The sequence below is a fragment of the Bacillus sp. LJBV19 genome (assembly GCF_017797845.1).
In the GTDB taxonomy this organism is placed as follows: domain Bacteria; phylum Bacillota; class Bacilli; order Bacillales; family Bacillaceae; genus Bacillus; species Bacillus velezensis.
Genome location: NZ_CP072563.1, coordinates 2,497,332 through 2,521,424, shown reverse-complemented (window position 1 = coordinate 2,521,424; position 24,093 = coordinate 2,497,332). Strand labels below are relative to the sequence as shown.

Genomic DNA, 24,093 nt, shown 5'->3' with positions numbered 1-24,093 from the left:
GGATAAAGGTAAGAGAGGAATTAAGTACACATGAACAGACAAGAATTGATTGCAGAAGCATTAAAAGCGCGGGACACAGCGTATGTGCCGTATTCAAATTTCAGAGTGGGAGCCGCTCTTCTTACCAAAGACGGAAAAGTGTACAGAGGCTGCAACATTGAAAATGCGGCATACAGCATGTGCAACTGTGCTGAACGCACGGCGATATTCAAAGCTGTTTCCGAGGGGGATACGGAATTTACGATGCTCGCCGTGGCTGCGGATACTCCGGGACCGGTTTCGCCGTGCGGAGCCTGCAGACAAGTAATTTCCGAGCTGTGCTCAAAGGATATGCTTGTTATTCTGACCAACTTACAAGGACAAATAAAAGAAATGACTGCGGAAGAATTATTGCCGGGCGCATTTTCATCGGAGGATTTACATGACGAACGAAAGCTTTAAATCAGGATTTGTATCTATCATCGGAAGGCCGAATGTAGGAAAGTCTACCTTTTTAAACAGGGTCATCGGTCAAAAGATCGCCATCATGAGCGACAAACCCCAGACGACAAGAAATAAAGTCCAAGGGGTGCTGACAACCGGCACGTCGCAGACTATTTTTATTGATACACCGGGCATTCACAAACCAAAGCACAAGCTTGGCGACTTTATGATGAAAGTGGCGCAGAATACGCTGAAAGAAGTTGACTTGGTGTTATTTATGATTAACGCCGAAGAAGGGTACGGAAAGGGCGACGAGTTTATCATTGAAAAGCTCGGACAGACGTCCACGCCGGTCTTTCTGATCGTAAACAAAATTGATAAGATCCACCCCGACCAGCTGCTTCTTTTAATTGATGAGTACCGTACGCGCTATCCGTTTAAGGAAATCGTGCCGATCTCAGCTTTGGAAGGGAACAACGTCGAAACCCTTCTCGCGCAGATTGAAGCGTATTTACCGGAAGGGCCTCAGTTCTATCCGAGCGATCAGGTGACTGACCATCCCGAGCGGTTCATTATTTCTGAACTGATCAGGGAAAAGGTGCTCCATCTGACAAGGGAAGAAGTGCCGCACAGCATCGCTGTCGCTATCGAGTCCATTAAAGGGCAGGAAAACGGCTCCGTCCATGTCGCCGCCACGATTGTGGTCGAGCGGGATTCTCAAAAAGGCATCGTCATCGGCAAAAAAGGAGCGCTTCTGAAAGAAGTCGGCAAAAGAGCGCGGGCTGATATTGAAGCTCTTTTGGGTTCGCGCGTTTACCTGGAGTTATGGGTGAAAGTGCAGAAGGACTGGCGGAATAAAATGTCTCAGCTGCGTGATTTCGGCTTCAAAGAGGATGAATATTAATTCATCTAAGGCGCATGCCTGAGGTGTGAGATTACCTCACAGAAGCAGGGATTCGTTAGCAAAATTTGTTTAACATGAAAAGGAGGACATCAGGTCAAGATAAGGGTAAGAATTTGGATTGCAAAGCTAGTTTAATGATGAAAGGTGGGTTTTTTGTGTTGAATTTTACCTGGAACGTATTTTCTCAAACAGGAAGTGTTGATACGTACCTTCTTTTTAAAGAACTGGAAAAAGAGAACCTGGAAAGACCCGAAGAACCGGAAGATGAGCTAGCCCGAATTGATTTTCCAATTTTGTAAACCTCTTGGCCCCTCCCGTTGTTGGAAGGTGCGGAAATGCTGACTAAATGTGAAGGAATCGTGCTCCGTACGAATGACTACGGGGAGACGAATAAAATCGTGACATTGCTGACGAGGGAACACGGCAAAATCGGCGTCATGGCAAGGGGCGCCAGGAAGTCAGCCAGCCGGCTGTCAGCAGTCAGCCAGCCGTTTTTGTACGGGTCATTTTTAATGCAAAGAACATCCGGACTCGGCACGCTCCAGCAGGGTGAAATGATTCTCAGCATGAGAACGATCAGAGAAGATTTATTTTTGACGGCGTATGCCGCTTTTATCGCTGAACTCACTGACAAAGGAACGGAAGAGAAGAAACCGAATCCCTATTTATTCGAATTGATTCTCGAATCCTTTAAGAGGCTGAATGACGGGACTGACCCGGACGTGATCACCTTCATCGTGCAGATGAAAATGCTCGGCGTCATGGGGCTGTATCCGGAGCTGAATCATTGTGTCCACTGCAAAAGCGGGGAAGGGACGTTTCATTTTTCGATAAGAGATAACGGGTTTATCTGCCACCGCTGCTTTGAAAAGGATCCGTACAGAGTTCCGATTTCGCCGCAAACGGCAAGGCTGCTAAGGCTTTTTTATTACTTTGATATCGGAAGGCTCGGCAGCGTCTCGTTAAAACAGGAAACCAAAAACGAAATTAAACGGGTCATTGATCTGTATTACGAGGAATATTCAGGACTTTATTTAAAGTCAAAACGGTTTTTAGATCAGATGGAAAGCATGAAGAACCTTTTGGATGAAAACAAAAGTTGACATTCTGCCCATCTTTTTATATGATCATTTATTATAAAATATGTTGCAGTGACAGAAAGAAGTACTTGCGTCCAACTCATACAAGCGACCTTAGGGCAGTGTAAGCTAAGGATGAGCGCGCAACGAAAGGCATTCTCGAGCAACCCTTTAAAAAGAGGCTGAGTGATTCACATCCTCAGCAACTAGGGTGGAACCGCGGGAGAACTCTCGTCCCTATGTTTGCGGCCGGCAAGCATAGAGACGGGAGTTTTTTGGTTGCCGCCGCACTTGTAAAAGAATGGAGAAAGTGGAGGTGCTTGAAATGAACATTCAAGATATGATTTTAACCTTGCAGAAGCACTGGTCGAATGAAGGCTGTGTGCTCATGCAGTCGTATGATGTGGAGAAAGGCGCAGGCACAATGAGCCCGTATACATTTTTACGAAGCATCGGGCCGGAACCGTGGAGAGTGGCTTACGTTGAGCCGTCCAGACGGCCTGCGGACGGACGGTACGGTGAAAACCCGAACAGGCTCTATCAGCATCACCAATTCCAAGTCATTATCAAGCCGTCGCCTGATAACATTCAAGAGCTTTACCTTGATTCATTGCGTGCGCTCGGCATTGACCCGCTTGAACATGATATCCGTTTCGTAGAAGACAACTGGGAAAACCCGTCTTTAGGCTGTGCAGGTCTCGGCTGGGAAGTATGGCTTGACGGGATGGAAATTACTCAGTTTACATACTTCCAGCAGGTGGGCGGAATTGAATGTAAACCGGTATCCGTTGAGATCACATATGGTATTGAACGTCTCGCGTCATATATTCAGGATAAAGAAAACGTCTTTGATCTTGAATGGACGTCAGGATTTACTGTGAAAGATTTATTTATGATGGCTGAATATGAGCATTCCGTTTATACTTTTGAAACATCTGACGTGGATATGCTTTTCCATTTGTTCAGCACCTATGAAAAAGAAGCGATCAGACAAATGGATAACGGGCTCGTGCATCCGGCCTATGATTATGTGCTGAAATGCTCTCACACATTTAATCTGCTCGATGCAAAAGGCGCGATCTCGGTGACGGAGCGGACGGGTTATATCGGCCGTGTCCGCAACTTAGCGAGAAAAGTGGCAAAAACGTATTATGAAGAACGGGAAAAATTAGGGTTCCCAATGCTTAAAGAGGAGGGCTCTTCCCATGAGTAAACAAGACTTGCTTTTAGAGATCGGACTCGAGGAAATGCCGGCGCGGTTTTTACATGACAGCATGGTGCAGCTCGGTGAAAAGCTGACCGGCTGGCTGGCTGAAAAAAATATCGCCCATGGCGAAGTGAAACTTTTTAATACGCCGAGACGTCTGGCAGTATATATAAAAGACGTAGCAGAAAAACAGGCTGATATTCAGGAAGAAGCAAAAGGCCCGGCGAAAAAAATCGCTCAGGATGCTGACGGAAACTGGACAAAAGCCGCTATCGGATTTTCAAAAGGCCAAGGCGCCGGAGTGGATGACCTGTATATAAAAGATGTAAACGGCACGGAATATGTCTTCGTTCAAAAATTCCAGGCGGGACAAGAGACGAAGACACTTTTACCGCAGCTGGAAAATTTGATTGCCGGAATGCATTTTCCGAAAAACATGCGCTGGGGCACGCAGGATCTGCGCTATATCCGTCCGATCAAATGGATTGCCGCCCTCTTTGGAAAAGACGTCATTCCGTTTGAAATCACAAATGTCGAGACGGGCCGGAACACGCAGGGACACCGCTTTCTCGGCCAAGAAGTATCTGTTGATGCGCCGTCATCATACGAAAAGCTGCTGAAAGAACAAAGCGTCATTGCTGACCCGAAAGAACGCAAACAAATGATCCAAAGCCAGCTGGATGCGCTTGCGGCTGAGAAGAAATGGAACATTCCGATCGATGAGGACCTGCTGAACGAAGTCAACCATCTGGTGGAATACCCGACGGCGCTTTACGGATCTTTTGAATCCGAGTTTCTTTCTATCCCTGAAGAAGTGCTTGTGACAACAATGAAAGAGCATCAGCGCTACTTCCCGGTAAAAGATGAAAACGGGAATCTGCTGCCTCATTTTATTACGGTAAGAAACGGGAACAGCCATGCAATTGAAAATGTTGCCCGCGGAAACGAGAAAGTGCTGAGAGCAAGGCTTTCAGATGCTGCGTTCTTCTACAAAGAAGACCAAAAGCTGAACATTGATGAAAACGTGAAGAAACTGGAAAATATCGTTTTCCATGAAGAGCTCGGCTCCCTTGGAGATAAAGTAAGAAGAGTGGCCGCCATTGCGGGCAAACTTGCCGTCCGCCTGAAAGCGGATGAACAGACGCAAAAACTTGTGAAGCGCGCCGCAGAGATTTCTAAATTTGACCTGGTTACACATATGATCTATGAGTTCCCTGAGCTTCAAGGCGTAATGGGAGAAAAATATGCGCGCATGCTCGGTGAAGATGATGCCGTCGCTGCCGCTGTCAATGAGCACTATATGCCGAGAGCGGCCGGGGGAGAAGTGCCTTCAACCTTTACCGGCGCGGTCGTGGCGTTAGCTGATAAACTGGACACGATTGCTTCCTTCTTCAGCATTGACGTAATTCCGACAGGTTCTCAGGATCCGTACGGATTGCGCCGTCAGGCAAGCGGCATCGTTTCCATTCTGATCGGCCGCAATTGGGGCATTTCGTTTAAAGAGCTGCTGTCATTGACAGAAACGGAAAAAGAAAATGAGCTCCTCGATTTCTTTACACAGCGTCTGAAATACGTCTTAAACGCTGAAGACATCCGTCATGACGTTATTGAAGCCGTTCTGGACAGCACAGAGCTTGAGCCGTATGCAGCCGTTCATAAGGCAAGAGTGCTTGAGAAGCACCTCGGCACACCCGGCTTTAAAGAAACGGCTGAATCACTCGGCCGGGTTATCTCTATCAGCAAAAAAGGCGAGAGCCGGGATATCAAGCCGGATCTGTTTGAAAATGAACAGGAGAAAAAGCTGTTTGACGCTTATCAAAAAACAAAAGACAGTGTCGCGGAAAGCTTTGCCTCCAAAAACTATGAACAGGCGCTTGATGTGCTCAGCGGATTAAAGGAGCCGATTGAAGACTACTTTAATCACACGATGGTAAATGCGGACGATGAAGCATTAAAAACCAACCGTTTAGCGCAAATGACCGCTCTTGCAGAAGTGATCAAGTCTTTTGCTAATATGAATCATCTTATTGTAAAATAAAGAAAAAGACGGTTGCTGTGTGATCGGCAATCGTCTTTTCCCCTTTTACATAAACATCACAGAATGAAAACATAGATAAAGAAACCCTTCCATAAAGGTGGTGAGTACGATCGAATTAAATAAACGGCAAGAACAAATTTTACAGATTGTAAAGGAAAACGGCCCGATTACCGGCGAGCATATCGCAGAACAGCTCAATTTAACGAGGGCCACGCTGCGGCCGGACTTGGCAATACTCACCATGTCAGGCTTCTTAGAGGCCCGTCCGCGGGTCGGTTATTTTTATACGGGGAAAACGGGAAATCAGCTGCTTGCGGATAAACTGAAAAAGCTGCAAGTGAAAGATTTTCAATCGATTCCTGTTGTCATCAATGAAAATGTCTCGGTATACGATGCCATCTGCACCATGTTTTTAGAAGATGTCGGCACGTTATTTGTCGTAGATCGTGATGCTGTCTTAGTCGGTGTGCTGTCACGCAAAGATTTGCTGCGGGCGAGCATCGGCCAGCAGGAACTTGCCTCAATACCGGTTCATATTATCATGACAAGAATGCCGAATATCGCCGTCTGCCGGCGTGACGATTATGTGATGGACATCGCCAAGTATTTAATTGAAAAACAGATCGATGCCCTGCCCGTTATTAAAGATACGGATAAAGGCTTTGAGGTCATCGGCCGGTTTACCAAAACGAATATGACTAAGATACTTGTCAGTTTATCAGAAAATGAAATCATATAAGCTTGAAAACTAACGGGGGGATAACATGGACAATCGCATCATTTATGTAGTATCAGACTCAGTCGGAGAAACCGCCGAACTCGTTGTAAAAGCCTCGCTCAGCCAGTTTAACGGCTCAGCCGATGATACGCATATCAGAAGAATACCTTATGTGGAAGATATCGGCACCATTAATGAAGTCGTGTCTCTCGCCAAAGCGGACGGCGGCATTATTTGTTTTACGCTCGTTGTTCCTGAAATACGCAAATACCTGGTTGAACAAGCGGAAAAAGCGAATGTGCTGTATTACGATATTATCGGTCCGCTCATCGATAAAATGGAATCGGCTTACGGTCTGACCGCCAAATATGAACCGGGCCGCGTCCGCCAGCTTGATGAAGATTATTTCAAAAAGGTCGAGGCGATCGAGTTTGCCGTCAAATATGACGATGGCAGAGATCCAAGAGGCATTTTAAAAGCCGATATCATCCTGCTCGGAGTATCCAGAACGTCTAAAACCCCATTATCACAATATCTTGCCCATAAGCGTCTGAAAGTGGCCAATGTGCCGATCGTTCCTGAGGTCGATCCGCCGGAAGAACTGTTCAGCGTTGATCCGAAAAAATGCATCGGCTTAAAAATCAGCCCTGATAAACTGAACCATATACGAAAAGAACGGTTAAAATCTCTCGGCTTAAATGACAAAGCCATTTATGCCAATATCAACAGAATTAAAGAAGAGCTGGAGTATTTTGAGAAAATCGTGGACCGGATCGGCTGCCAAGTCGTTGATGTTTCGAATAAAGCGGTCGAGGAAACAGCGAACATCATTCATCATCTCAAAACAAAGGGCCGATAACTCAGGACGCTTTATCCTGGGTTTTTGGGTATGCAAATAGGGAATAAACAAAAAGGATGGCATCTTCGCGAAGTTTGTATTATAATAAAAAATTGTGATAAAATGTTTATTTTTAGGTTTAAGCTTCGTGTGATACGAATAAACTATTATGGGTAAGATGTCAAGAATAACTCCCGGAAATTTTTCGACAAAGCTCAAAATAGATCCGCAGTCATGGAGCATATGCGATTTCGCTTGTTTTTATGCAGGAGATTGATGGAGGGATGGAGAATTAGTCTTCTAAATGAAAAAGAAAAGACGATTTTTGTCGATGCAGACGCATGCCCCGTAAAAGAGGAAATAATGCTCATTGCATCGCAATTCAGCGTTCGGGTTATTTTCGTCGCATCATTTGAACACTACCAGCTTTCCAGAAGCAAAGACGAGAACTGGGTATACGTTGATCCTCATAAAGAAGCGGCGGATTTATATATCGCAAACCATGTGAGATCGGGAGACGTCGTAGTCACGCAGGATATCGGTTTAGCCTCTCTTTTGCTGAACAGAAATATTGCCGTCTTATCGGAAAGGGGCCGTTCTTATACTGAAGACACGATTGACTTCGCTCTGATGAGCCGTCATATGTCAGGCAAAATGAGAAGAAGCGGCATTCATTCCAAAGGACCTAAAAAATTAAATAAAGAAGATCGGAATCGATTTGTTACCCTGCTTAAAAAAATCCTGTCGAATGATGAAGGGATTTCAAATCAAAACATCGAATAATGTACGACGGAGTGTTATAAGATGGGAAACCGCATACCAGATGAAGTAGTTAATCAGGTGCAGCAGTCAGCAGACATTGTTGAAGTCATAGGTGATTATGTCCAATTGAAAAAGCAAGGCCGCAACTACTTTGGGCTCTGTCCGTTTCACGGGGAAAACACGCCCTCGTTTTCCGTCTCCAGCGATAAGCAGATCTTTCATTGCTTCGGATGCGGTGCGGGCGGGAACGTTTTCTCTTTCTTACGGCAGATGGAAGGCTATTCATTTACGGAAGCTGTTTCTCACCTTGCGGATAAATATCAGATTGATTTCCCTGATGATATAACGATTCACTCTGCATCCAGGCCGGAATCTTCCGGAGAGCAGAAGATGGCGGAAGCCCACGAGCTTCTGAAGAAATTTTACCATCATTTGCTAATAAATACAAAGGAAGGCCAGGAAGCGTTAGATTACCTTTTATCAAGGGGTTTTACGAAAGAGCTCATAGATGAGTTTGAAATCGGCTACGCGCTGGATTCCTGGGATTTCATGACGAAATTCTTGAAAAAGCGCGGTTTTGAGGAAGAACTGATGGAAAAAGCGGGTCTGCTGATCAGAAGGGAAGACGGCAGCGGGTATTTTGACCGTTTCAGAAACAGAATTATGTTTCCCATTCATGATCACCACGGAGCCGTGGCGGCTTTTTCAGGAAGGGCGCTCGGAAGCCAGCAGCCGAAATATATGAACAGCCCGGAAACGCCGCTGTTTCATAAATCTAAGCTGCTGTATAACTTTCATAAGGCGCGCCTGCCGATCAGGAAAGAGGAGAGAGCCGTTCTGTTTGAAGGCTTCGCTGACGTCATATCCGCCGTCAGCTCAGGCGTAAAAGAAAGTATCGCCACAATGGGGACGTCGCTCACCGAAGAACATGTGAAAATCCTCAGGAGAAATGTTCAGGAGGTCATTCTCTGCTACGATTCGGATAAAGCCGGGTACGAAGCTACGCTGAAAGCGGCCGGCCTGCTCCAGAAAGCCGATTGTAAGGTAAGAGTAAGCATGCTGCCTGACGGGCTTGATCCTGATGATTATATCAGAACCCGGGGCGGAGAAAAATTCCGGACCGATATCATTGATGCAAGCGTTACGGTCATGGCTTTTAAAATGCAATATTTCCGCAAAGGGAAAAACTTATCTGACGAAGGAGACCGGCTCGCTTACATGAAAGAAGTGCTGAAAGAAATCAGCGCTCTTTCCGGGTCGCTTGAGCAGGAAATGTATGTGAAGCAGCTCGCCTCGGAATTTTCTCTTTCGGTAGAATCTTTGACGGAACAGCTTTCCATCTACGCCAGACAAAACGCCCCCGGCGACAAAAACGCTGAACCGCAGACAAGACGGGCCCGGGTGACGACAAAAGCGAAACGGCGCCGTCTCCGTCCCGCCTATGAGAACGCGGAAAGACTTCTGCTCGCTCATATGCTGAGAGACCGAAACGTCATAAAGAAAGTGATTGAGCGTGTCGGCTTTGAATTTAACATTGACGGACATCGTGCGCTGGCAGCATACCTGTACGCTGTTTATGAAGAGGGTGCTGACATGACGCCGCAGCATCTTATGGCGAGAATGCAGGATGAGGAAATCAGCCAGCTGCTTTCAGATATAGGGATGCTCCAAGTAAACGAGGAGCTCTCAGAGGCCGAGTTATCCGATTACGTAAAAAAAGTGTTGGATCACCGAAAATGGTCAATGATAAAGGAAAAAGAAGCAGAAAGAGCGGATGCGGAGAGGCAGAAAGACTTCGTGAAAGCTGCGTCTCTGGCTCAAGAAATTGTTGCATTGAACCGATCATTAAAGTAACACCAAAAAGAGGCTTGCGTTCTGATTGGCAATGATTCCTTGCGGAGGAGCAAATAGATCGCTTAACCTCATCATGAATTGTCATTTATTATCCGCAGCCCTGCATGCTGAAAAAGAGAGAAGGCTTCCGGGTCGGATAAGAAACATACCGCTTTTAGAATTCGTTGCAAGCTTTGGAAGGAGGGATCCATAATGGCTGATAAACAAACCCACGAAACAGAAACAGAACTTACATTAGACCAGGTAAAAGAACAGCTTACTGAAACTGGAAAAAAACGTGGCGTTTTAACATATGAAGAAATTGCTGAACGCATGTCCAGCTTTGAAATTGAATCAGACCAAATGGATGAGTATTATGAATTTTTAGGAGAACAAGGTGTTGAATTAATTAGTGAAAATGAAGAAACGGAAGATCCTAATATTCAACAGCTTGCCAAAGCCGAAGAAGAATTTGACCTTAATGACCTCAGCGTACCGCCTGGCGTAAAGATCAATGATCCAGTCCGCATGTACCTTAAGGAAATCGGACGGGTAAATCTTCTTTCTGCTAAAGAAGAAATCACCTACGCTCAAAAAATTGAAGAGGGTGACGAGGAATCTAAACGCAGACTGGCTGAAGCAAACCTTCGTTTAGTTGTCAGCATTGCTAAACGGTATGTCGGCCGCGGCATGCTTTTCTTAGACTTGATCCAAGAAGGAAACATGGGTCTCATGAAAGCCGTCGAGAAGTTTGACTACCGTAAAGGATATAAATTCAGTACGTATGCGACTTGGTGGATCAGACAGGCGATTACACGCGCCATCGCTGACCAGGCGAGAACAATCCGTATCCCGGTTCACATGGTGGAAACCATCAACAAATTAATCCGGGTGCAGCGTCAGCTTCTTCAGGATCTTGGCAGAGAGCCGACACCAGAAGAGATTGCTGAAGACATGGATCTTACGCCTGAAAAAGTCCGTGAAATATTAAAAATTGCTCAAGAGCCTGTTTCTTTAGAAACGCCGATCGGTGAAGAAGACGACTCACATCTCGGTGACTTCATCGAAGACCAGGAAGCGACATCTCCGTCGGATCATGCGGCATATGAGCTTTTAAAAGAACAGCTGGAAGATGTGCTGGATACGTTGACAGATCGTGAAGAAAACGTGCTGCGTCTCCGTTTCGGTCTGGATGACGGACGCACAAGAACTTTGGAAGAAGTCGGCAAAGTGTTTGGAGTAACGAGAGAGCGTATTCGCCAAATTGAAGCAAAAGCGCTTCGCAAATTGAGACATCCGAGCAGAAGCAAACGTCTGAAGGATTTTCTCGAATAGAATGGAACGGGTCTTTTTGATCCGTTCTTTTTTATGTATAAGATATATGGATAATATACCTTTATTTTACTGGATAAGCATATGTTTTGCAAATGAGTTCGGAAAAAATGCGGCATGTCCTGAAAGGGGGAAAATGAGATAAGTTTATTTATATTCTTTATTGTAAGCGTATACAATTCATTATACAATAGAATAAAGATAATTTTGTGATAAACAAAACAGTTATTTTTGCTTTTTGTATAAATTGTGAAATCAATGAAATTGCTGAGCAAGACCATTTACTTTTTGTAAAAATAAGTTAGAATTAGAAGTGTTTACATAGGGGGAGAATGAAAAAGGGGGATGGAGATATGAAGTGGAATCCGCTGATTCCTTTTTTGCTCATTGCAGTGCTGGGAATAGGGCTGACTTTCTTTTTAGCTGTAAAAGGCAACGGAGATGCGCATCAGATCGCAAGCGGCGGTGAAAGCAAAAATGCCGAGAAGGAAACTGCAAACGCTTCACCTGAAGAGATTTATAAAGCGAACTGCATCACCTGTCACGGGGAAAACTATGAAGGTGTGTCAGGGCCGAACTTAAAAGGCGTCGGCAAAAGAAAAGATGTCGCTGAGATTAAAACAAAAATTGAAAAAGGCGGCAACGGGATGCCCGCGGGCCTTGTGCCGGCCGAAAAGCTGGATGACATGGCAAAATGGGTTTCTGACATTAAATAAAGCTTTACCGGTCCCTATATAAAAGACATATGAAAAACTCTATCCGCCGCTTGGATTCCGGGCGGTTTTTTTATATGATAGTAAAGGAAAAAGAACCTGAGAAAAGTTGTGATATTGTGAATGAAATGAAGTTATCTAAAAGATTGCAGTCTGTGGCGGAATATATCCCTCCGGGTGCCCTGGTTGCTGATATCGGGTCGGACCACGCGTATCTTCCTTGCTATGCCGTTTTGAATCATTTGGCAAGCCGGGCAATCGCCGGTGAAATTACAGACGGGCCGTTTCTATCCGCCAAACAGCAGGTGGAAAAACTGGACTTAAGCACTCTTATCTCCGTAAGGAAAGGTGACGGGCTGAGCGTCCTTGAAAAAGGAGAAGCCGGCGCCATTACAATCGCTGGCATGGGCGGAGCGCTGATCGCTCATATTTTGGAATCGGGGAAAACGAAATTGACGGGGCGTGAACGGCTGATTCTGCAGCCGAATATTCATGCCGTTCATATAAGAGAGTGGCTGTATCAGGAAGGCTATGAACTGCTTGATGAAGTGATTCTCGAAGAAGACGGAAAGTGTTATGAAATCCTCGTTGCGGAAACTGGCGACCGTGATGCGCCGTATCGGGACGTGCCGATGGCTGCCGGAATGCTTGCGGGTCCGTTTTTATTAAAAGAGAGAAATGAAGTGTTTCTTCGGAAATGGAGCCAGGAACTTAAGCATACTGAACAAATTTATGAACAGATCAGCCGCAGCGCAAAGCATGAAAATCATGAAAAATTAGCTGAATTGAAAGAGCGGATTTCTCTGCTGAAGGAGGTAATCGGACATGCCTAAACATGTGAACGGACAGGAAATCATCCAGCTGTTTGAACAATTTTCACCGAAGACTTTTGCGGTGGAAGGAGATAAAATCGGTCTGCAGATCGGTACATTGAATAAGCCGGTGAAAAATGTCATGGTGACACTGGATGTTCTGGAACAAACGGTAGATGAAGCCATTGAGAAAAAAGTTGACTTAATTATCGCCCACCACCCGCCGATTTTTCGGCCGCTTAAACAGATCACCACTGATCAGCCTGGCGGAAGACTGATTGAGAAATGTATAAAGCATGATATTGCCGTATATGCGGCTCATACGAATCTTGATGTGGCGGAGGGCGGTGTGAACGATCTGCTTGCCGAAGCTCTCGGCCTGACAGACACAGAGGTGCTCGTCCCGACATATTCGGACCCGCTGAAAAAGCTTGCCGTATATGTTCCGAAAGACTATGAAGAAGCTGTAAGAACCGCACTCGGCAACGCCGGAGCGGGACATATCGGCAATTACAGCCATTGCGCGTTCTCCTCTGAGGGAATCGGCAGCTTTAAGCCGTTGGACGGGGCAGAACCGTTTATCGGACAGACGGGAGAACTGGAGCTCGTCCATGAAGTGAGACTTGAGACCGTTTTTCCGGCAAGTATGGAGAAAACCGTCGTAAAAGCGCTGAAAAAAAGCCATCCGTATGAAGAAGTGGCATATGATATTTATCCGGTGGAGCAGTCTCCGCTTGAAAAAGGGCTCGGCCGCATCGGAAAACTTCAGCAAGACATGACGCTTGAAGAGTTTGCTCTGTTTGTGAAAGAAAAGTTTGACGTTAACGGAGTACGGATGGTGGGAGAGCGAAACAGCAAGGTGAAAAAAGTCGCGGTTCTTGGCGGTGACGGAAATAAATATATTTATCAGGCAAAGCGGAAAGGTGCAGATGTTTACGTGACGGGCGATCTTTATTTCCATGTAGCGCATGATGCGATGATGATGGGATTAAACGTCGTGGACCCGGGGCATTATGCTGAAAAGATCATGAGAAAAGGCACGGCTGAGAAGCTTACGGCAATGGCCGGAGAGAAAAACTATGACGTGCGCATTTTCGCTTCCGAAACAGATACAAACCCATTTACCTTCTTATAAAAAAACTGAGGCCCCGGGCCTCAGTTTTTTATTTTTACTTTCGGAAGGATTTTTTTAAGCGGCACACTGTGTTCAAGCTGCCATGTCGATTCATCGTTGTGGTCAAACTGCTCTAAAAAGCGGATGACTTCTTTTGTAATCGGTGTCGGTGTTGATGCGCCTGCGGTAATGGCGACAGTATTGACGTCTTTCAGCCATTCGAGCTTCAGTTCACTGATGTCTCCGATTCGGTAGGCTTTTGTCCCGGCGATTTCTTCTGACACTTGCGCCAGTCTGTTGGAGTTATTGCTTTTCGGATCGCCGACAACAATGGTTAAGTCCGCTTTTTTTGCCTGCTCTGATACAGCTTCTTGACGAACCTGTGTGGCCAGGCAGATTTCCTGATGGTATTCCACGTACGGGTACTTTTCTTTGACTGATTCCATAATATCGTGGACGTCCCACTGGGACATTGTTGTTTGGTTTGTAACGATTAATTTCTCAGCCTGAATATCGAGATTTCTCACGTCTTCCTCTGTTTCAACGAGATGAACGATTTCAGGAGCGACGCCGACGGCTCCTTCAGGCTCGGGGTGGCCTTTTTTGCCGATGTATATGACGTGATAGCCTTCAGCTTTTACTTTCCGGATTAAGTCATGTGTTTTCGTGACGTCCGGGCATGTGGCGTCAATCGTAACGAGCCCTTTTTCCTCAGCGACTTTTCTTACTTCCGGAGATACCCCGTGAGCCGTGAAAATAACGGTTCCTTTTTCCACCTGCTTTAAAATCTCCAGACGGTTTGTGCCGTCAAGCGTGTAAATGCCGTCTTCCTCAAACGCATCTGTGACATGCTTATTATGAACAATCATTCCGAGTATATATATAGGTCTTGGCAGTGTTTTATCGAGTGACGCGTTTTTAGCTATGACCATGGCATCAACAACGCCGTAACAGTAGCCGCGCGGCGATATTTTGATAACGTTCAATGTAGATGTCCTCCTATCAAAAGTGAGTGTAGAGGCAATATAAAAAGCCGTAGTTAAACGGCTCAAATCTTGCATTCTTCTGATCTCATTATAGCTAATCTTTCGTGAGATATCAAAGAATGTTAAATATATAATTTCGGCTTTGATCTGCCCGATGTTCTTTTTGGACGCGGCTGTTCCGCTGAGTCTGCCTGTGCGGCGTCTTTTTCTTTTGAAGCGGATGCTTTTTCAGACGTCTTCTTTGATGTTTTGGATGAGGCGTCTGATTTGTTTTCATCTTCTGTTTCATCTGTTTTTTCAGTTTCATCCTTTTTGTCCTGTTCGTCTGTTTCTTTCGTCTCGTCAGATTCATTCTCGTCATCACTGCTGCTTAATTGGCTGTAAAGCTTCATCATGGCGGGCAGACTCCGTACTAAAGGACCGTACTGCTGGATCATCGGCGTAACCTGCTGCGCCACGCCGAGCACCTTCTGAACGTTGCCGAGCATGCTCGACAGGGATGCCGGACTTGCCAGGTTCTGTATTCCCTGCAGTCCTGCACCTGCTCCTCCGCTGGCCGCCGCCGGTGCCGACGCGGCAGCGCTTCCTCCTCCTGAACCGGGTAAAAAACGGGAAAGCATCCCTTTTAAGCCCCCTCCGCCGCCCGTGCCTGCGTTTCTCAGGCCCGCTCCGGCAATCTGCTGCTGAGGGAAAAGCTGCCGGCCCTGCTGCATCAGCTGCCGGCCCGGCAATGACGGTCTTCCTCCCATCATCATACGCGGATTCATAAACGGCCGGCCCTGCTGCGCCATATTTCTCATCGGCTGCTGTGGAAACATACTTGTACCTCCTTTCTGTCTCTCTGCTATTACAATATGCATCGGAGGGGGCATTTGCTTTTCTGTCTCGAAAACAGGATTCCCCCAAGACATGGTGTTTTTAAGTAAAATCGGTTATAATGTGATGATGGACACAGAATGTGCCGCTTTAAGGAGCTGGGAAAAATGAAAGAAACTAAATTTGATGGATACAACTTAAAACCGTTTATTATAGATGCAGTTCACCGCCTTGGTTTTTATGAACCGACAGATATTCAAAAGCGTCTGATACCTGCCGTACTGAAAAACGAAAGCGTGATCGGGCAGTCCCAGACGGGGACGGGGAAAACCCACGCCTATTTATTGCCAATTTTGAATCGGATTGATCCGGGTTCTGATACGGTACAGGCTGTTATCACGGCGCCGACGAGAGAGCTTGCCAATCAGATTCATCAGGAAGCGCTCAAAATCACACAGGGTGCGGAAGATGAGCCGATCCGGACAAAATGCTTCATCGGCGGGACGGACAAGCAAAAATCAATTGATAAGCTGAAAACACAGCCTCATCTCGTCGTCGGAACGCCGGGCCGGATCGCGGATCTGATTAAGGCGCAGGCATTGAACGTCTATAAAGCGCAGTCTCTCGTCATTGACGAAGCTGATCTGATGCTTGACATGGGCTTTTTAGAAGACGTTGATTACATCGGATCGCGTATGCCGGAAGAACTTCAGATGCTAGTGTTCTCAGCTACGATTCCGGAAAAGCTGAAGCCGTTTTTGAAAAAGTATATGGAAAATCCGAAGTACGCGCATGTTGAGCCGAAAAGAATCACAGCCGAAAAGATTGAACATGTTTTGGTTCCTTCTAAACAGCGTGATAAAGACAAACTGCTTTTTGATATGATGTCTCATCTGAACCCTTATCTGGGCATTGTGTTTGCAAATACGAAAAACACGGCTGACCATATTGCGAAATACCTGACTGAAAAGGGTATGAGGATCGGTCTTCTGCACGGGGGATTAACGCCGCGTGAGCGTAAGAAGGTAATGAAGCAGATTAATGATCTGGAATTCACTTATGTCATTGCGACAGACCTTGCGGCAAGAGGAATTGACATTAAAGGCGTAAGCCACGTCATTAACTATGAGCTTCCGGACGATCTGGATTTTTATGTTCACCGCGTCGGTAGAACTGCACGCGCCGGTTCATCAGGCCAAGCACTGACCATTTATGAACTTTCTGACGAAGATGCGCTCGTAAGACTCGAAAAGATGGGTATTGTGTTTGACTATGCGGAGCTTGTAAACGGCGAATGGAAGAAAGGCGATGACCGCCACCGCCGCAAAAAACGCAAAAAATCGGAGAATGAGGCCGACCAAATGGCGAAGCGCCTCGTGAAAAAACCGAAAAAAGTGAAGCCGGGCTATAAAAAGAAAATGGGCTACGAAATGGAAAAGATAAAAAGAAAGCAGAGAAGAAACAAATCTAACAAAGGAAAGTAGGGGAATCGGGTTGCTGAAAATAGGTTCACACGTCTCAATGAGCGGAAAACATATGCTCCTTGCCGCAAGCAAGGAAGCTGTTTCGTACGGGGCGAATACATTTATGATCTATACGGGCGCTCCCCAAAACACGCGCCGCAAAAAAATTGAAGACTTGAATATCGAAGCGGGCCGCGCCCATATGAAGGAAAACGGCATCGACGAGATTGTCGTGCATGCGCCGTACATCATTAACATCGGAAATACGACAAATCCGGCAACGTTTGAGCTGGGCGTTGATTTTCTGCGTTCTGAAATTGAAAGAACGGCAGCGATCGGCGCGAAACAGATCGTGCTTCATCCAGGAGCGCATGTCGGAGCCGGGGCTGAGACGGGCATCAAAAAAATCATTGAAGGTTTAAACGAAGTGATTGTTCCCGGTCAAAACGTGCAGATTGCGCTGGAAACAATGGCGGGCAAAGGATCAGAATGCGGGAGAAGCTTTGAAGAGCTGGCCGAGATCATTGCGGGAGTCACGCATAATGAACATCTATCCGTCTGCTTTGACACTTGCCACACCCATGACGCCGGGTATGATGTCGCTAATGATTTTGACGGTGTTCTTAACGAGTTTGATAAAATCGTCGGCATCGATCGGATAAAAGTCCTTCATGTTAACGACAGTAAAAATATCAAAGGCGCCCGGAAAGACCGCCATGAAAATATCGGGTTCGGAGAGATCGGTTTTGACGCTCTGCAGTACATCGTTCATCACGAGCAGCTTGCCGATATTCCGAAAATCCTCGAAACACCGTATGTAGGCGAAGACAAGAAAAATAAGAAGCCGCCGTACCGTTTTGAAATCGAAATGCTGAAAGAAAAGCAGTTTGATAAGGAGCTTCTTGAAAAAATATCAGCTCAATAAGAAAGAAAGGAGGGGCGGGTGTCCCTCCTTTCTTACCCTGAGAATTGATTGAAAAGTTCGTCAACTTTCCGCGCCGTTTCTTTTGAGGTTATCGTTTCCACTTTTTTCAGCAGGCGCAGCCGCTCCTGATCATCAAAAATATTGATGTTTTTTCCGTGCATCAGAGCCGCTACCTCAGCCGCTTGACTCCTCGTAATGCTGATTCCGTATTGCTTGGAATACTTCAGCAGATCGTCCGCAGTGACTTGATTGAGCCGCTGCAAAATAATTCTTTGTATTAAAATCATCGATACTTTCACCTCTTTAGACATAATGTATTGAGCAGATCATTAAAATGTTACAGCTTTTAATGGTAAAATAAAGTTGCTTACTGTTTAAAATAGTTATTATAGGAAAGGAGATTTTATGACCCCAAATAAACAGCATAAAAGAGAATCATTTTTACACTTTATCTTCAGGGTCATTATGATTCTGATCGGGGCGGGTTCAGCCGCCGTAAGTATTGAATTGTTTCTGGTCCCTAATAATTTTATCGACGGAGGCATTATCGGTGTTTCATTAATTTTAGACCACCTCTTTATGTCCAATCCCCTCCTCAATTTTGCCTTATTCGTTGTGTTACTCAACATTCCATTTATGATTTTCGGATATAAATATATCGGAAAAACATTTCTCATCTCTACTGTTATCGGAATCGTCGGTTTAGCGCTGATTGAATCCTCATTGCACCATGTGGAGGCCATTACGACCCAGCCTATTTTGGCGACGGTATTCGGGGGGCTTTTGCTCGGTTTCGGGGTAGGCCTTGTCATCCGAAACGGAGGCTCGATGGACGGTACTGAAATCCTCGGTATCCTTCTCACGAAAAAGCTGCCCTTTTCAGTCGGGGAATTCGTTATGCTCATCAATGTGTTTATTTTCATTTGGGCCGGTTTTGTGTTCGGTCCGGAGCAGGCAATGTATTCTTTCATGACCTATTATATTGCCATGAAAACGATTGACGCCGTCATCCAGGGGCTTGATGAAACAAAAGCGGTCATTATTGTTGCAGAGCAATATGCTGAGATCTCAGATGCTATATTGCACCGGCTTGGACGGGGAACCACCAAGCTTCAGGGAAAAGGCGGATATACGGATGAAACCAAAGAAGTCATTTACGCGGTCGTGACAAGGCTTGAAGTGACTAAATTGAAATCCATTGTGTTTGAAATTGATAAAAACGCCTTTATTACGATCATGAATACCCATGAAACGAGGGGCGGTAAGTTCAAAACCGCGATTCACTAGGCTTTCATTTACTTTTCATCATTTTATAGGTATAATTTGATACATCATAAGAAAATGGCCTGCTGTTCAGACAGCTGCCATTTTCTTTTTGGAGCGATACCGTGTTGTAAAGGGGAGGTCCTCATGAACGTACAAGAAGCGTTGAACCTGCTGAAAGAAAAAGGGTATAAATATACGAGTAAGCGAGAAGACATGCTGCAGCTTTTTGCTGATTCTGATAAATATCTGACCGCCAAAAACGTGCTTGCCGCATTAAATGACGACTATCCGGGTCTGAGCTTTGATACCATATACAGAAATCTTTCGTTATATGAAGAACTCGGCATTTTGGAAACGACGGAGCTTTCCGGAGAAAAACTGTTCCGTTTTACATGCTCTTATACCCATCATCATCACCATTTTATCTGTTTAACCTGCGGGAAAACGAAGGAAATTGAGTCCTGTCCGATGGATAAGCTGCACGATGATTTGGAAGGGTATGAAATCAGCGGCCATAAGTTTGAAATTTACGGCACCTGTCCGGCGTGCCGATAAAAAACCTCCTGCTTATACAGGAGGTTTTTTCAGCTTTTCACATGCTGAAAGCTATGTTTGTTTTTATTAATCCAGGCGACGGCTTCAAGCCAATTCTGCACCCTGATAATATTGGAATCGATGGGGAGCTGATTATATGGGGAGTTAAAAAGGATAACCGGAATGCCTGCTTCTTTTGCGATCATTGTCGCATTGCCGTGGTGATCTTCGAAAAATAAATCAATGCCGTGTTTTTTGACGGCTTCCACTTTGTGATGGCCTCCGACAAGCTCAATGTGATCGTAATGAATGTCCCGGTTTGCAAACCAGTCCAGCGTAACATCTTCTAAGTGGCCGCGTCTTGCCGTAATGTAGATCAGACGGTGCTCTTCTTTCAGTCCGTCCAGTGCCTGCTTGGCAAATTCCGCGAGCTTCGCTTCTTTATATATGGCTGCTTCATGAACGTTCATCCATTCCCAAAATTCCTCGTCTGTAATGTTCAAAAGCTTCGTCAGATCATAATCAGTCATATCATCCAAGGTAATGGAAAGATGAAATGAGCGGTTTAAATAAGGGACAAATGTATCCTGTGCCGTAACTGTGCCGTCAATATCTATACCTAACCGTAACATGTCCACACTCCTATAAATTCATCCCTTCAAGTGTAACATAAACAATTAACAATACCAGAAAAGTTTAGCAAACATGAATCCGTAAAAAACGCGGAAACTAAAAAAGCTCCTTTCATAAAAGAAAAAGGGGGAATTGAAGGTGGCATACGATTACGAAAATCGAAAAGGCAACGACTACTATGTGGATCATGGATCGGAAGGAACCGATATCACACGTGATGTTTATTCAGAAGAAACAGCGGCTGAAATTTCAGAGCCATATCGTGCTTCTGACCGGGCAGCAGACCGTGATGATAACCGGGACGGAGTAAGTGAAGGCCGGGGGATAGGGTATGCAGCATTGGCTATTTCTATCATTTCCCTGTTTGTGCTCCCTGTTTTATTAGGGGCATGCGGCATTATCGTCGGCTATATCGCCAGAAGAAGAGGAGCAGGCGCTTTAGGCGGATGGGCGATGGGAATCGGTATTGTTTCCCTTGTGCTTGGCATCTTCATTACACCGTTTTTTTAACACAACGCAAAAAAAAAGCTTGGCGGAATATCCGTCAAGCTTTTTGTGTTTCTTGTTCTGCTTTTGCTTTTTCCGCTTCAAGCTTTGCGTAGTGTTCTTCTGCCAGCTTGTCGATTTCTTTTTTCAGCTCATCGACCATGGTTTCTTCAGGGACTTTGCGGACGATTTGGCCTTTGCGGAAAAGAAGTCCTTCGCCGCGCGCACCGGCAATCCCGATATCGGCTTCTCTTGCTTCACCCGGTCCGTTAACGGCGCATCCGAGAACGGCTACTTTAATCGGCGCTTTGACTTTAGAAATATATTCTTCCACTTCATTGGCGATGCTGATAAGATCAATTTCGATCCGTCCGCATGTCGGGCATGAAATAAGCGTAGCCGCGTTTGAAGCAAGACCGAATGATTTCAGCAGTTCTCTGGCTACTTTTACTTCTTCAACCGGGTCGGCGCTCAGAGAGATCCGGAGCGTGTTTCCGATTCCTTTGCTTAAAATCGCTCCGAGTCCGGCCGCGCTTTTTACCGTTCCGGCAAACAGCGTGCCCGATTCTGTAATTCCGAGGTGGAGCGGATAATCAAATGCTTTTGACGCTTTTTCGTATGCTTCTATGGCTAGATTGACGTCAGACGCTTTCATGCTGACGATGATGTCATGAAAGTCAAGGTCTTCCAGGATTTTGATATGATGAAGCGCACTCTCAACCATTCCGTCAGCAGTCGGATAGCCGTATTTTTCTAAAATGCGTTTTTCCAAAGATCCCGCGTTTACGCCGATCCGGATCGGAATTCCTTTTTCTTTCGCCGCTTTTACGACGGCTTCCACTTTTTCGCGCCGGCCGATGTTACCCGGATTGATTCTGATTTTGTCGGCGCCGCCCTCAATTGCTTTTAATGCAAGCTTGTAGTCAAAATGAATATCGACAACGAGAGGGATGGAAATTTGTTTTTTGATGTCGGCAATCGCGTTAGCGGCGCGTTCGTCCGGACATGCCACCCGGACAATTTGGCAGCCGGCTTCGGCTAAACGGTTGATTTCCGCAACTGTTGCTTCTACGTCGTGTGTTTTGGTCGTCGTCATACTCTGAATGACGACTTCGTTATTTCCGCCTATTGTTAAAGGTCCCACTTTGACGGGACGCGTTTTTGTACGATGTGTGATTTCACTCACTTGTCAATCGCTCCTTAATTGTAGTTACCGCTTTTGCAGGCTGAGCCTTTTACATGTCAGGCAACTTCTATTTACATGTTATATTGTAACAGTGTATTTGCCGAACTGACAAGAAATTAACGTTTAATTGCGGTAGACGGGGAATTTATAAGCGGTGCCTGCCTGAATGGCGTTTGCTTTTACATTCGGATTCAGCGCTTCAAAATCTTGTGCAATATCATCTGGCGCTTTATGTGCGCCGACTATCGACATCACCGTATCGCCTTTTTTGACCGTAACCGTTCTGTATGAAGCTTCCTGTTGGGCTGGCTGTGCCGCCGCTGCGTATGCTGGAAGGTCTTGAGAAGGGATCGTGCCGATTTTAAGATCGTAAAAGATAATGAATATCACAAATAAACTGCCGAATACAAAAGTAAGCCGCTTCATTCCAACCGCCTCCCGCATACATTTTTACTTCATTGTATGCTTGTCCCATTTTGTTCATGACAAAAAAGAAGACCGCCGGGGGCAGTCTTTGTTACACAGCTGTTTTTCTTGGCGGTATCTCTTTTAAGACGAGGAAAAGGATGATAAAGTTTACAAACCAATTCACTAAAAATTCACTCGGCACCGTAATAACAAGCGCGCGCATGATCGTAAAGAATATGGTCGAAAGTGTAATGGAATAAGCCGAAAGCTTCCAGAGCTGCTGGTAATTCAATGTCTTTCTTTGCGCATTTTTCAATATCAGGCCGATGACGGCGAGAAATGATACTTCAATGAATTTTCCGGCCGCTGTCATGATGAACAGGAGAACGGACAGGACGGTGACGATCATCGTTTTATTTTGGTTTAATGCTGATATGATTTCTTTTTTTGTGATATCAGCAGGCATCAGCGAATAATTCATTTCTGTCGCCTGTCCGTCTACAGCAAGCACCATTTTATTTTTCAAAATGCCGATCGCGTTTTGTTTCGCCGCTATTTGTTTAGCGCCGTAAGCATCCGTCGGATCAAACACGATGACGAACCCGTTCGCTTCCGTTTCCTTAGAGGCGGACGCTTTCGTCTGCAATTCTCCGTTTGAAATGCTGAAATCAGGGAAATCTTTCTTTAACACGGTTTTGAAACCGTTCATTGAGTTTACAGTGCCGGAGCAAAGGTAATAAGCACTTGGCAGCGTAAAAAGGACAGACAGCAAAAATACATAAAGGATCGCTTTTCCTATCCCCTGAAACCGTGTTTTTGCAATATCTGCCGGAGAGTATGTACTTTTCAATAAAGCCGTAAATATGTTCAACATCTTCACTTCCTAGCCTAAACTGGTATATGTTGCTTATTGTATCGTTCACAGGGGATGAACACAAGTGAGAGTATTTAAAGCGGTGATAAGGAATCATACATAATAAGATAAAGCGGGAAGCGGTGATCGCCCGCAAAACAAAGGAGGGTGTTTTTGTCATGAGTGTTTTGTATTGGCTGATGATCATTGCGGTCTTCGTCATTGCTTTTATCGGGCTTGTATATCCGGTGATTCCAAGCGTTATTTTTATTGTGGCCGGTTTTCTTCTCTACGGATTTTTGTTTTCCTTCAGTCCTTATTCTTACCTGTTTTGGCTCATTGAGGCGGTATTTGCGGCCGTTTTATTCGCAGCTGATTATGTGTCAAATTTACTTGGCGTTAAAAGGTACGGAGGAAGCAGGGCGGCAATCTGGGGAAGCACGATCGGATTATTGATCGGGCCCTTCGTTATTCCCGTGGCAGGCATTATATTAGGCCCATTTATCGGTGCTGTCTGCGCTGAGGTGTTTGTTCATCAAAAGGATATCAAGTCCGCGGCAAAAGTGGGGCTCGGCTCGTTAATCGGCTTTTTAACAAGCGTGGCGGCAAAAGGCGTCATTCAGCTCTTTATGATCGGGTATTTCTTATGGACGGTGCTTTAGAAAGGTTTAATTTCGGCCGTGAACGGATAAAGTGTAATATGTCTGCTGGAATCGCCGGATTGTGAGCTTTTTCATTGATTACCACGCTTTCTTTTGTTACAT

At 45.6% G+C, this 24,093-nt stretch carries 27 protein-coding genes; 20 read left to right on the top strand and 7 right to left on the bottom strand.

Going from position 1 to position 24,093, the window contains the following annotated elements; all coding sequences use genetic code 11:
* The first annotated feature begins 30 nt into the window (after window positions 1–30).
* The 14 genes from J6600_RS12080 (at window position 31) to J6600_RS12015 (ending at window position 13,794) form a co-directional block, all read left to right on the top strand.
* Window positions 31–441, top strand: coding sequence for a cytidine deaminase (locus J6600_RS12080; protein ID WP_017418172.1), 411 nt, complete (start codon window positions 31–33; stop codon window positions 439–441).
* Window positions 422–1,327, top strand: a complete 906-nt coding sequence (gene era, locus J6600_RS12075) for a GTPase Era (RefSeq protein WP_007408285.1) — start codon at window positions 422–424, stop codon at window positions 1,325–1,327. The genes J6600_RS12080 and era overlap by 20 nt, the downstream gene beginning before the upstream one ends.
* A gap of 155 nt (window positions 1,328–1,482) precedes the next feature.
* Window positions 1,483–1,626 carry a YqzL family protein gene (locus tag J6600_RS12070; RefSeq protein WP_007408286.1) on the top strand — a complete coding sequence of 48 codons (144 nt, stop codon included), beginning with the start codon at window positions 1,483–1,485 and terminating at the stop codon, window positions 1,624–1,626.
* A gap of 36 nt (window positions 1,627–1,662) precedes the next feature.
* Window positions 1,663–2,430: a DNA repair protein RecO gene (gene recO / locus J6600_RS12065; RefSeq protein WP_007408287.1), complete on the top strand. Its 768-nt coding sequence runs from the start codon at window positions 1,663–1,665 to the stop codon at window positions 2,428–2,430.
* Between the two features lie 301 nt (window positions 2,431–2,731).
* Window positions 2,732–3,619: a glycine--tRNA ligase subunit alpha gene (gene glyQ, locus J6600_RS12060; RefSeq protein WP_003152984.1), complete on the top strand. Its 888-nt coding sequence runs from the start codon at window positions 2,732–2,734 to the stop codon at window positions 3,617–3,619.
* The gene (glyS, locus tag J6600_RS12055; RefSeq protein WP_209387442.1) at window positions 3,612–5,651 is read left to right on the top strand and encodes a glycine--tRNA ligase subunit beta; all 2,040 of its coding nucleotides are present in this window, start codon (window positions 3,612–3,614) and stop codon (window positions 5,649–5,651) included. Before glyQ ends, glyS begins: the two co-directional genes overlap by 8 nt.
* A gap of 100 nt (window positions 5,652–5,751) precedes the next feature.
* A complete protein-coding gene (gene ccpN, locus J6600_RS12050; RefSeq protein ID WP_003152989.1) occupies window positions 5,752–6,390 on the top strand; it encodes a transcriptional regulator CcpN in 639 nt (212 codons plus the stop codon).
* A 25-nt stretch (window positions 6,391–6,415) separates the two neighbouring features.
* Entirely contained in the window at window positions 6,416–7,228 is an 813-nt protein-coding gene (locus tag J6600_RS12045) for a pyruvate, water dikinase regulatory protein (protein WP_017418169.1), read from the top strand.
* 255 nt (window positions 7,229–7,483) lie between these two features.
* A complete protein-coding gene (locus J6600_RS12040; protein ID WP_014418404.1) occupies window positions 7,484–7,990 on the top strand; it encodes a YaiI/YqxD family protein in 507 nt (168 codons plus the stop codon).
* Window positions 7,991–8,011: 21 nt separating this feature from the next.
* Window positions 8,012–9,823, top strand: coding sequence for a DNA primase (dnaG, locus tag J6600_RS12035; RefSeq protein WP_007408290.1), 1,812 nt, complete (start codon window positions 8,012–8,014; stop codon window positions 9,821–9,823).
* 192 nt (window positions 9,824–10,015) lie between these two features.
* Window positions 10,016–11,137, top strand: coding sequence for an RNA polymerase sigma factor RpoD (gene rpoD / locus J6600_RS12030; protein WP_003152998.1), 1,122 nt, complete (start codon window positions 10,016–10,018; stop codon window positions 11,135–11,137).
* 350 nt (window positions 11,138–11,487) lie between these two features.
* Complete coding sequence (cccA, locus tag J6600_RS12025) at window positions 11,488–11,850, top strand: cytochrome c550 (RefSeq protein ID WP_003152999.1); 363 nt, start codon at window positions 11,488–11,490, stop codon at window positions 11,848–11,850.
* 125 nt (window positions 11,851–11,975) lie between these two features.
* Window positions 11,976–12,680, top strand: a complete 705-nt coding sequence (locus J6600_RS12020; RefSeq protein ID WP_032860295.1) for a tRNA (adenine(22)-N(1))-methyltransferase — start codon at window positions 11,976–11,978, stop codon at window positions 12,678–12,680.
* Window positions 12,673–13,794: a Nif3-like dinuclear metal center hexameric protein gene (locus tag J6600_RS12015; protein ID WP_095272426.1), complete on the top strand. Its 1,122-nt coding sequence runs from the start codon at window positions 12,673–12,675 to the stop codon at window positions 13,792–13,794. Before J6600_RS12020 ends, J6600_RS12015 begins: the two co-directional genes overlap by 8 nt.
* Window positions 13,795–13,814: 20 nt before the next feature.
* Here the strand turns inward: J6600_RS12015 and J6600_RS12010 are convergent, their stop codons facing one another.
* Window positions 13,815–14,759 carry a 4-hydroxy-3-methylbut-2-enyl diphosphate reductase gene (locus J6600_RS12010; protein WP_029973409.1) on the bottom strand — a complete coding sequence of 315 codons (945 nt, stop codon included), beginning with the start codon at window positions 14,757–14,759 and terminating at the stop codon, window positions 13,815–13,817.
* A gap of 122 nt (window positions 14,760–14,881) precedes the next feature.
* The gene (vrrA, locus tag J6600_RS12005) at window positions 14,882–15,577 is read right to left on the bottom strand and encodes a VrrA/YqfQ family protein (protein ID WP_209387441.1); all 696 of its coding nucleotides are present in this window, start codon (window positions 15,575–15,577) and stop codon (window positions 14,882–14,884) included.
* A gap of 165 nt (window positions 15,578–15,742) precedes the next feature.
* Between vrrA and J6600_RS12000 the strand changes: the two genes are divergently transcribed.
* Together J6600_RS12000 and J6600_RS11995 are read left to right on the top strand one after the other, a co-directional pair.
* Window positions 15,743–17,059, top strand: coding sequence for a DEAD/DEAH box helicase (locus J6600_RS12000; RefSeq protein WP_015417834.1), 1,317 nt, complete (start codon window positions 15,743–15,745; stop codon window positions 17,057–17,059).
* Window positions 17,060–17,069: 10 nt separating this feature from the next.
* Window positions 17,070–17,963: a deoxyribonuclease IV gene (locus tag J6600_RS11995; RefSeq protein ID WP_014418398.1), complete on the top strand. Its 894-nt coding sequence runs from the start codon at window positions 17,070–17,072 to the stop codon at window positions 17,961–17,963.
* A 32-nt stretch (window positions 17,964–17,995) separates the two neighbouring features.
* Here the strand turns inward: J6600_RS11995 and J6600_RS11990 are convergent, their stop codons facing one another.
* Window positions 17,996–18,250: a DUF2624 domain-containing protein gene (locus J6600_RS11990; RefSeq protein WP_014418397.1), complete on the bottom strand. Its 255-nt coding sequence runs from the start codon at window positions 18,248–18,250 to the stop codon at window positions 17,996–17,998.
* A gap of 118 nt (window positions 18,251–18,368) precedes the next feature.
* Between J6600_RS11990 and J6600_RS11985 the strand changes: the two genes are divergently transcribed.
* Both J6600_RS11985 and zur read left to right on the top strand, forming a co-directional pair.
* Window positions 18,369–19,250 carry a YitT family protein gene (locus tag J6600_RS11985; protein ID WP_007408296.1) on the top strand — a complete coding sequence of 294 codons (882 nt, stop codon included), beginning with the start codon at window positions 18,369–18,371 and terminating at the stop codon, window positions 19,248–19,250.
* A gap of 123 nt (window positions 19,251–19,373) precedes the next feature.
* Window positions 19,374–19,784 carry a zinc uptake transcriptional repressor Zur gene (gene zur, locus J6600_RS11980; RefSeq protein WP_003153018.1) on the top strand — a complete coding sequence of 137 codons (411 nt, stop codon included), beginning with the start codon at window positions 19,374–19,376 and terminating at the stop codon, window positions 19,782–19,784.
* A 29-nt stretch (window positions 19,785–19,813) separates the two neighbouring features.
* Here the strand turns inward: zur and J6600_RS11975 are convergent, their stop codons facing one another.
* Window positions 19,814–20,395, bottom strand: a complete 582-nt coding sequence (locus tag J6600_RS11975; protein ID WP_007408297.1) for a nucleotidase — start codon at window positions 20,393–20,395, stop codon at window positions 19,814–19,816.
* Between the two features lie 133 nt (window positions 20,396–20,528).
* On the opposite strand from J6600_RS11975, the gene J6600_RS11970 reads away from it, so the two are divergent.
* On the top strand, window positions 20,529–20,906 hold the full coding sequence (locus J6600_RS11970) for a DUF308 domain-containing protein (RefSeq protein WP_087920773.1): 378 nt from the start codon (window positions 20,529–20,531) through the stop codon (window positions 20,904–20,906).
* 34 nt (window positions 20,907–20,940) lie between these two features.
* Here J6600_RS11970 and ispG read toward each other — a convergent pair whose 3' ends face one another.
* From ispG to J6600_RS11955, 3 genes are all read right to left on the bottom strand, one after another.
* Entirely contained in the window at window positions 20,941–22,059 is a 1,119-nt protein-coding gene (gene ispG, locus J6600_RS11965) for a flavodoxin-dependent (E)-4-hydroxy-3-methylbut-2-enyl-diphosphate synthase (protein ID WP_170616544.1), read from the bottom strand.
* Between the two features lie 132 nt (window positions 22,060–22,191).
* The gene (locus J6600_RS11960; protein ID WP_003153022.1) at window positions 22,192–22,494 is read right to left on the bottom strand and encodes a LysM peptidoglycan-binding domain-containing protein; all 303 of its coding nucleotides are present in this window, start codon (window positions 22,492–22,494) and stop codon (window positions 22,192–22,194) included.
* A 91-nt stretch (window positions 22,495–22,585) separates the two neighbouring features.
* A complete protein-coding gene (locus tag J6600_RS11955) occupies window positions 22,586–23,350 on the bottom strand; it encodes a DUF1189 domain-containing protein (RefSeq protein WP_014418394.1) in 765 nt (254 codons plus the stop codon).
* A 158-nt stretch (window positions 23,351–23,508) separates the two neighbouring features.
* Here J6600_RS11955 and J6600_RS11950 point away from each other — a divergent pair, with 158 nt between their 5' ends.
* Window positions 23,509–23,991: a DUF456 domain-containing protein gene (locus tag J6600_RS11950; protein WP_014418393.1), complete on the top strand. Its 483-nt coding sequence runs from the start codon at window positions 23,509–23,511 to the stop codon at window positions 23,989–23,991.
* Window positions 23,992–24,093 lie beyond the last annotated feature (102 nt).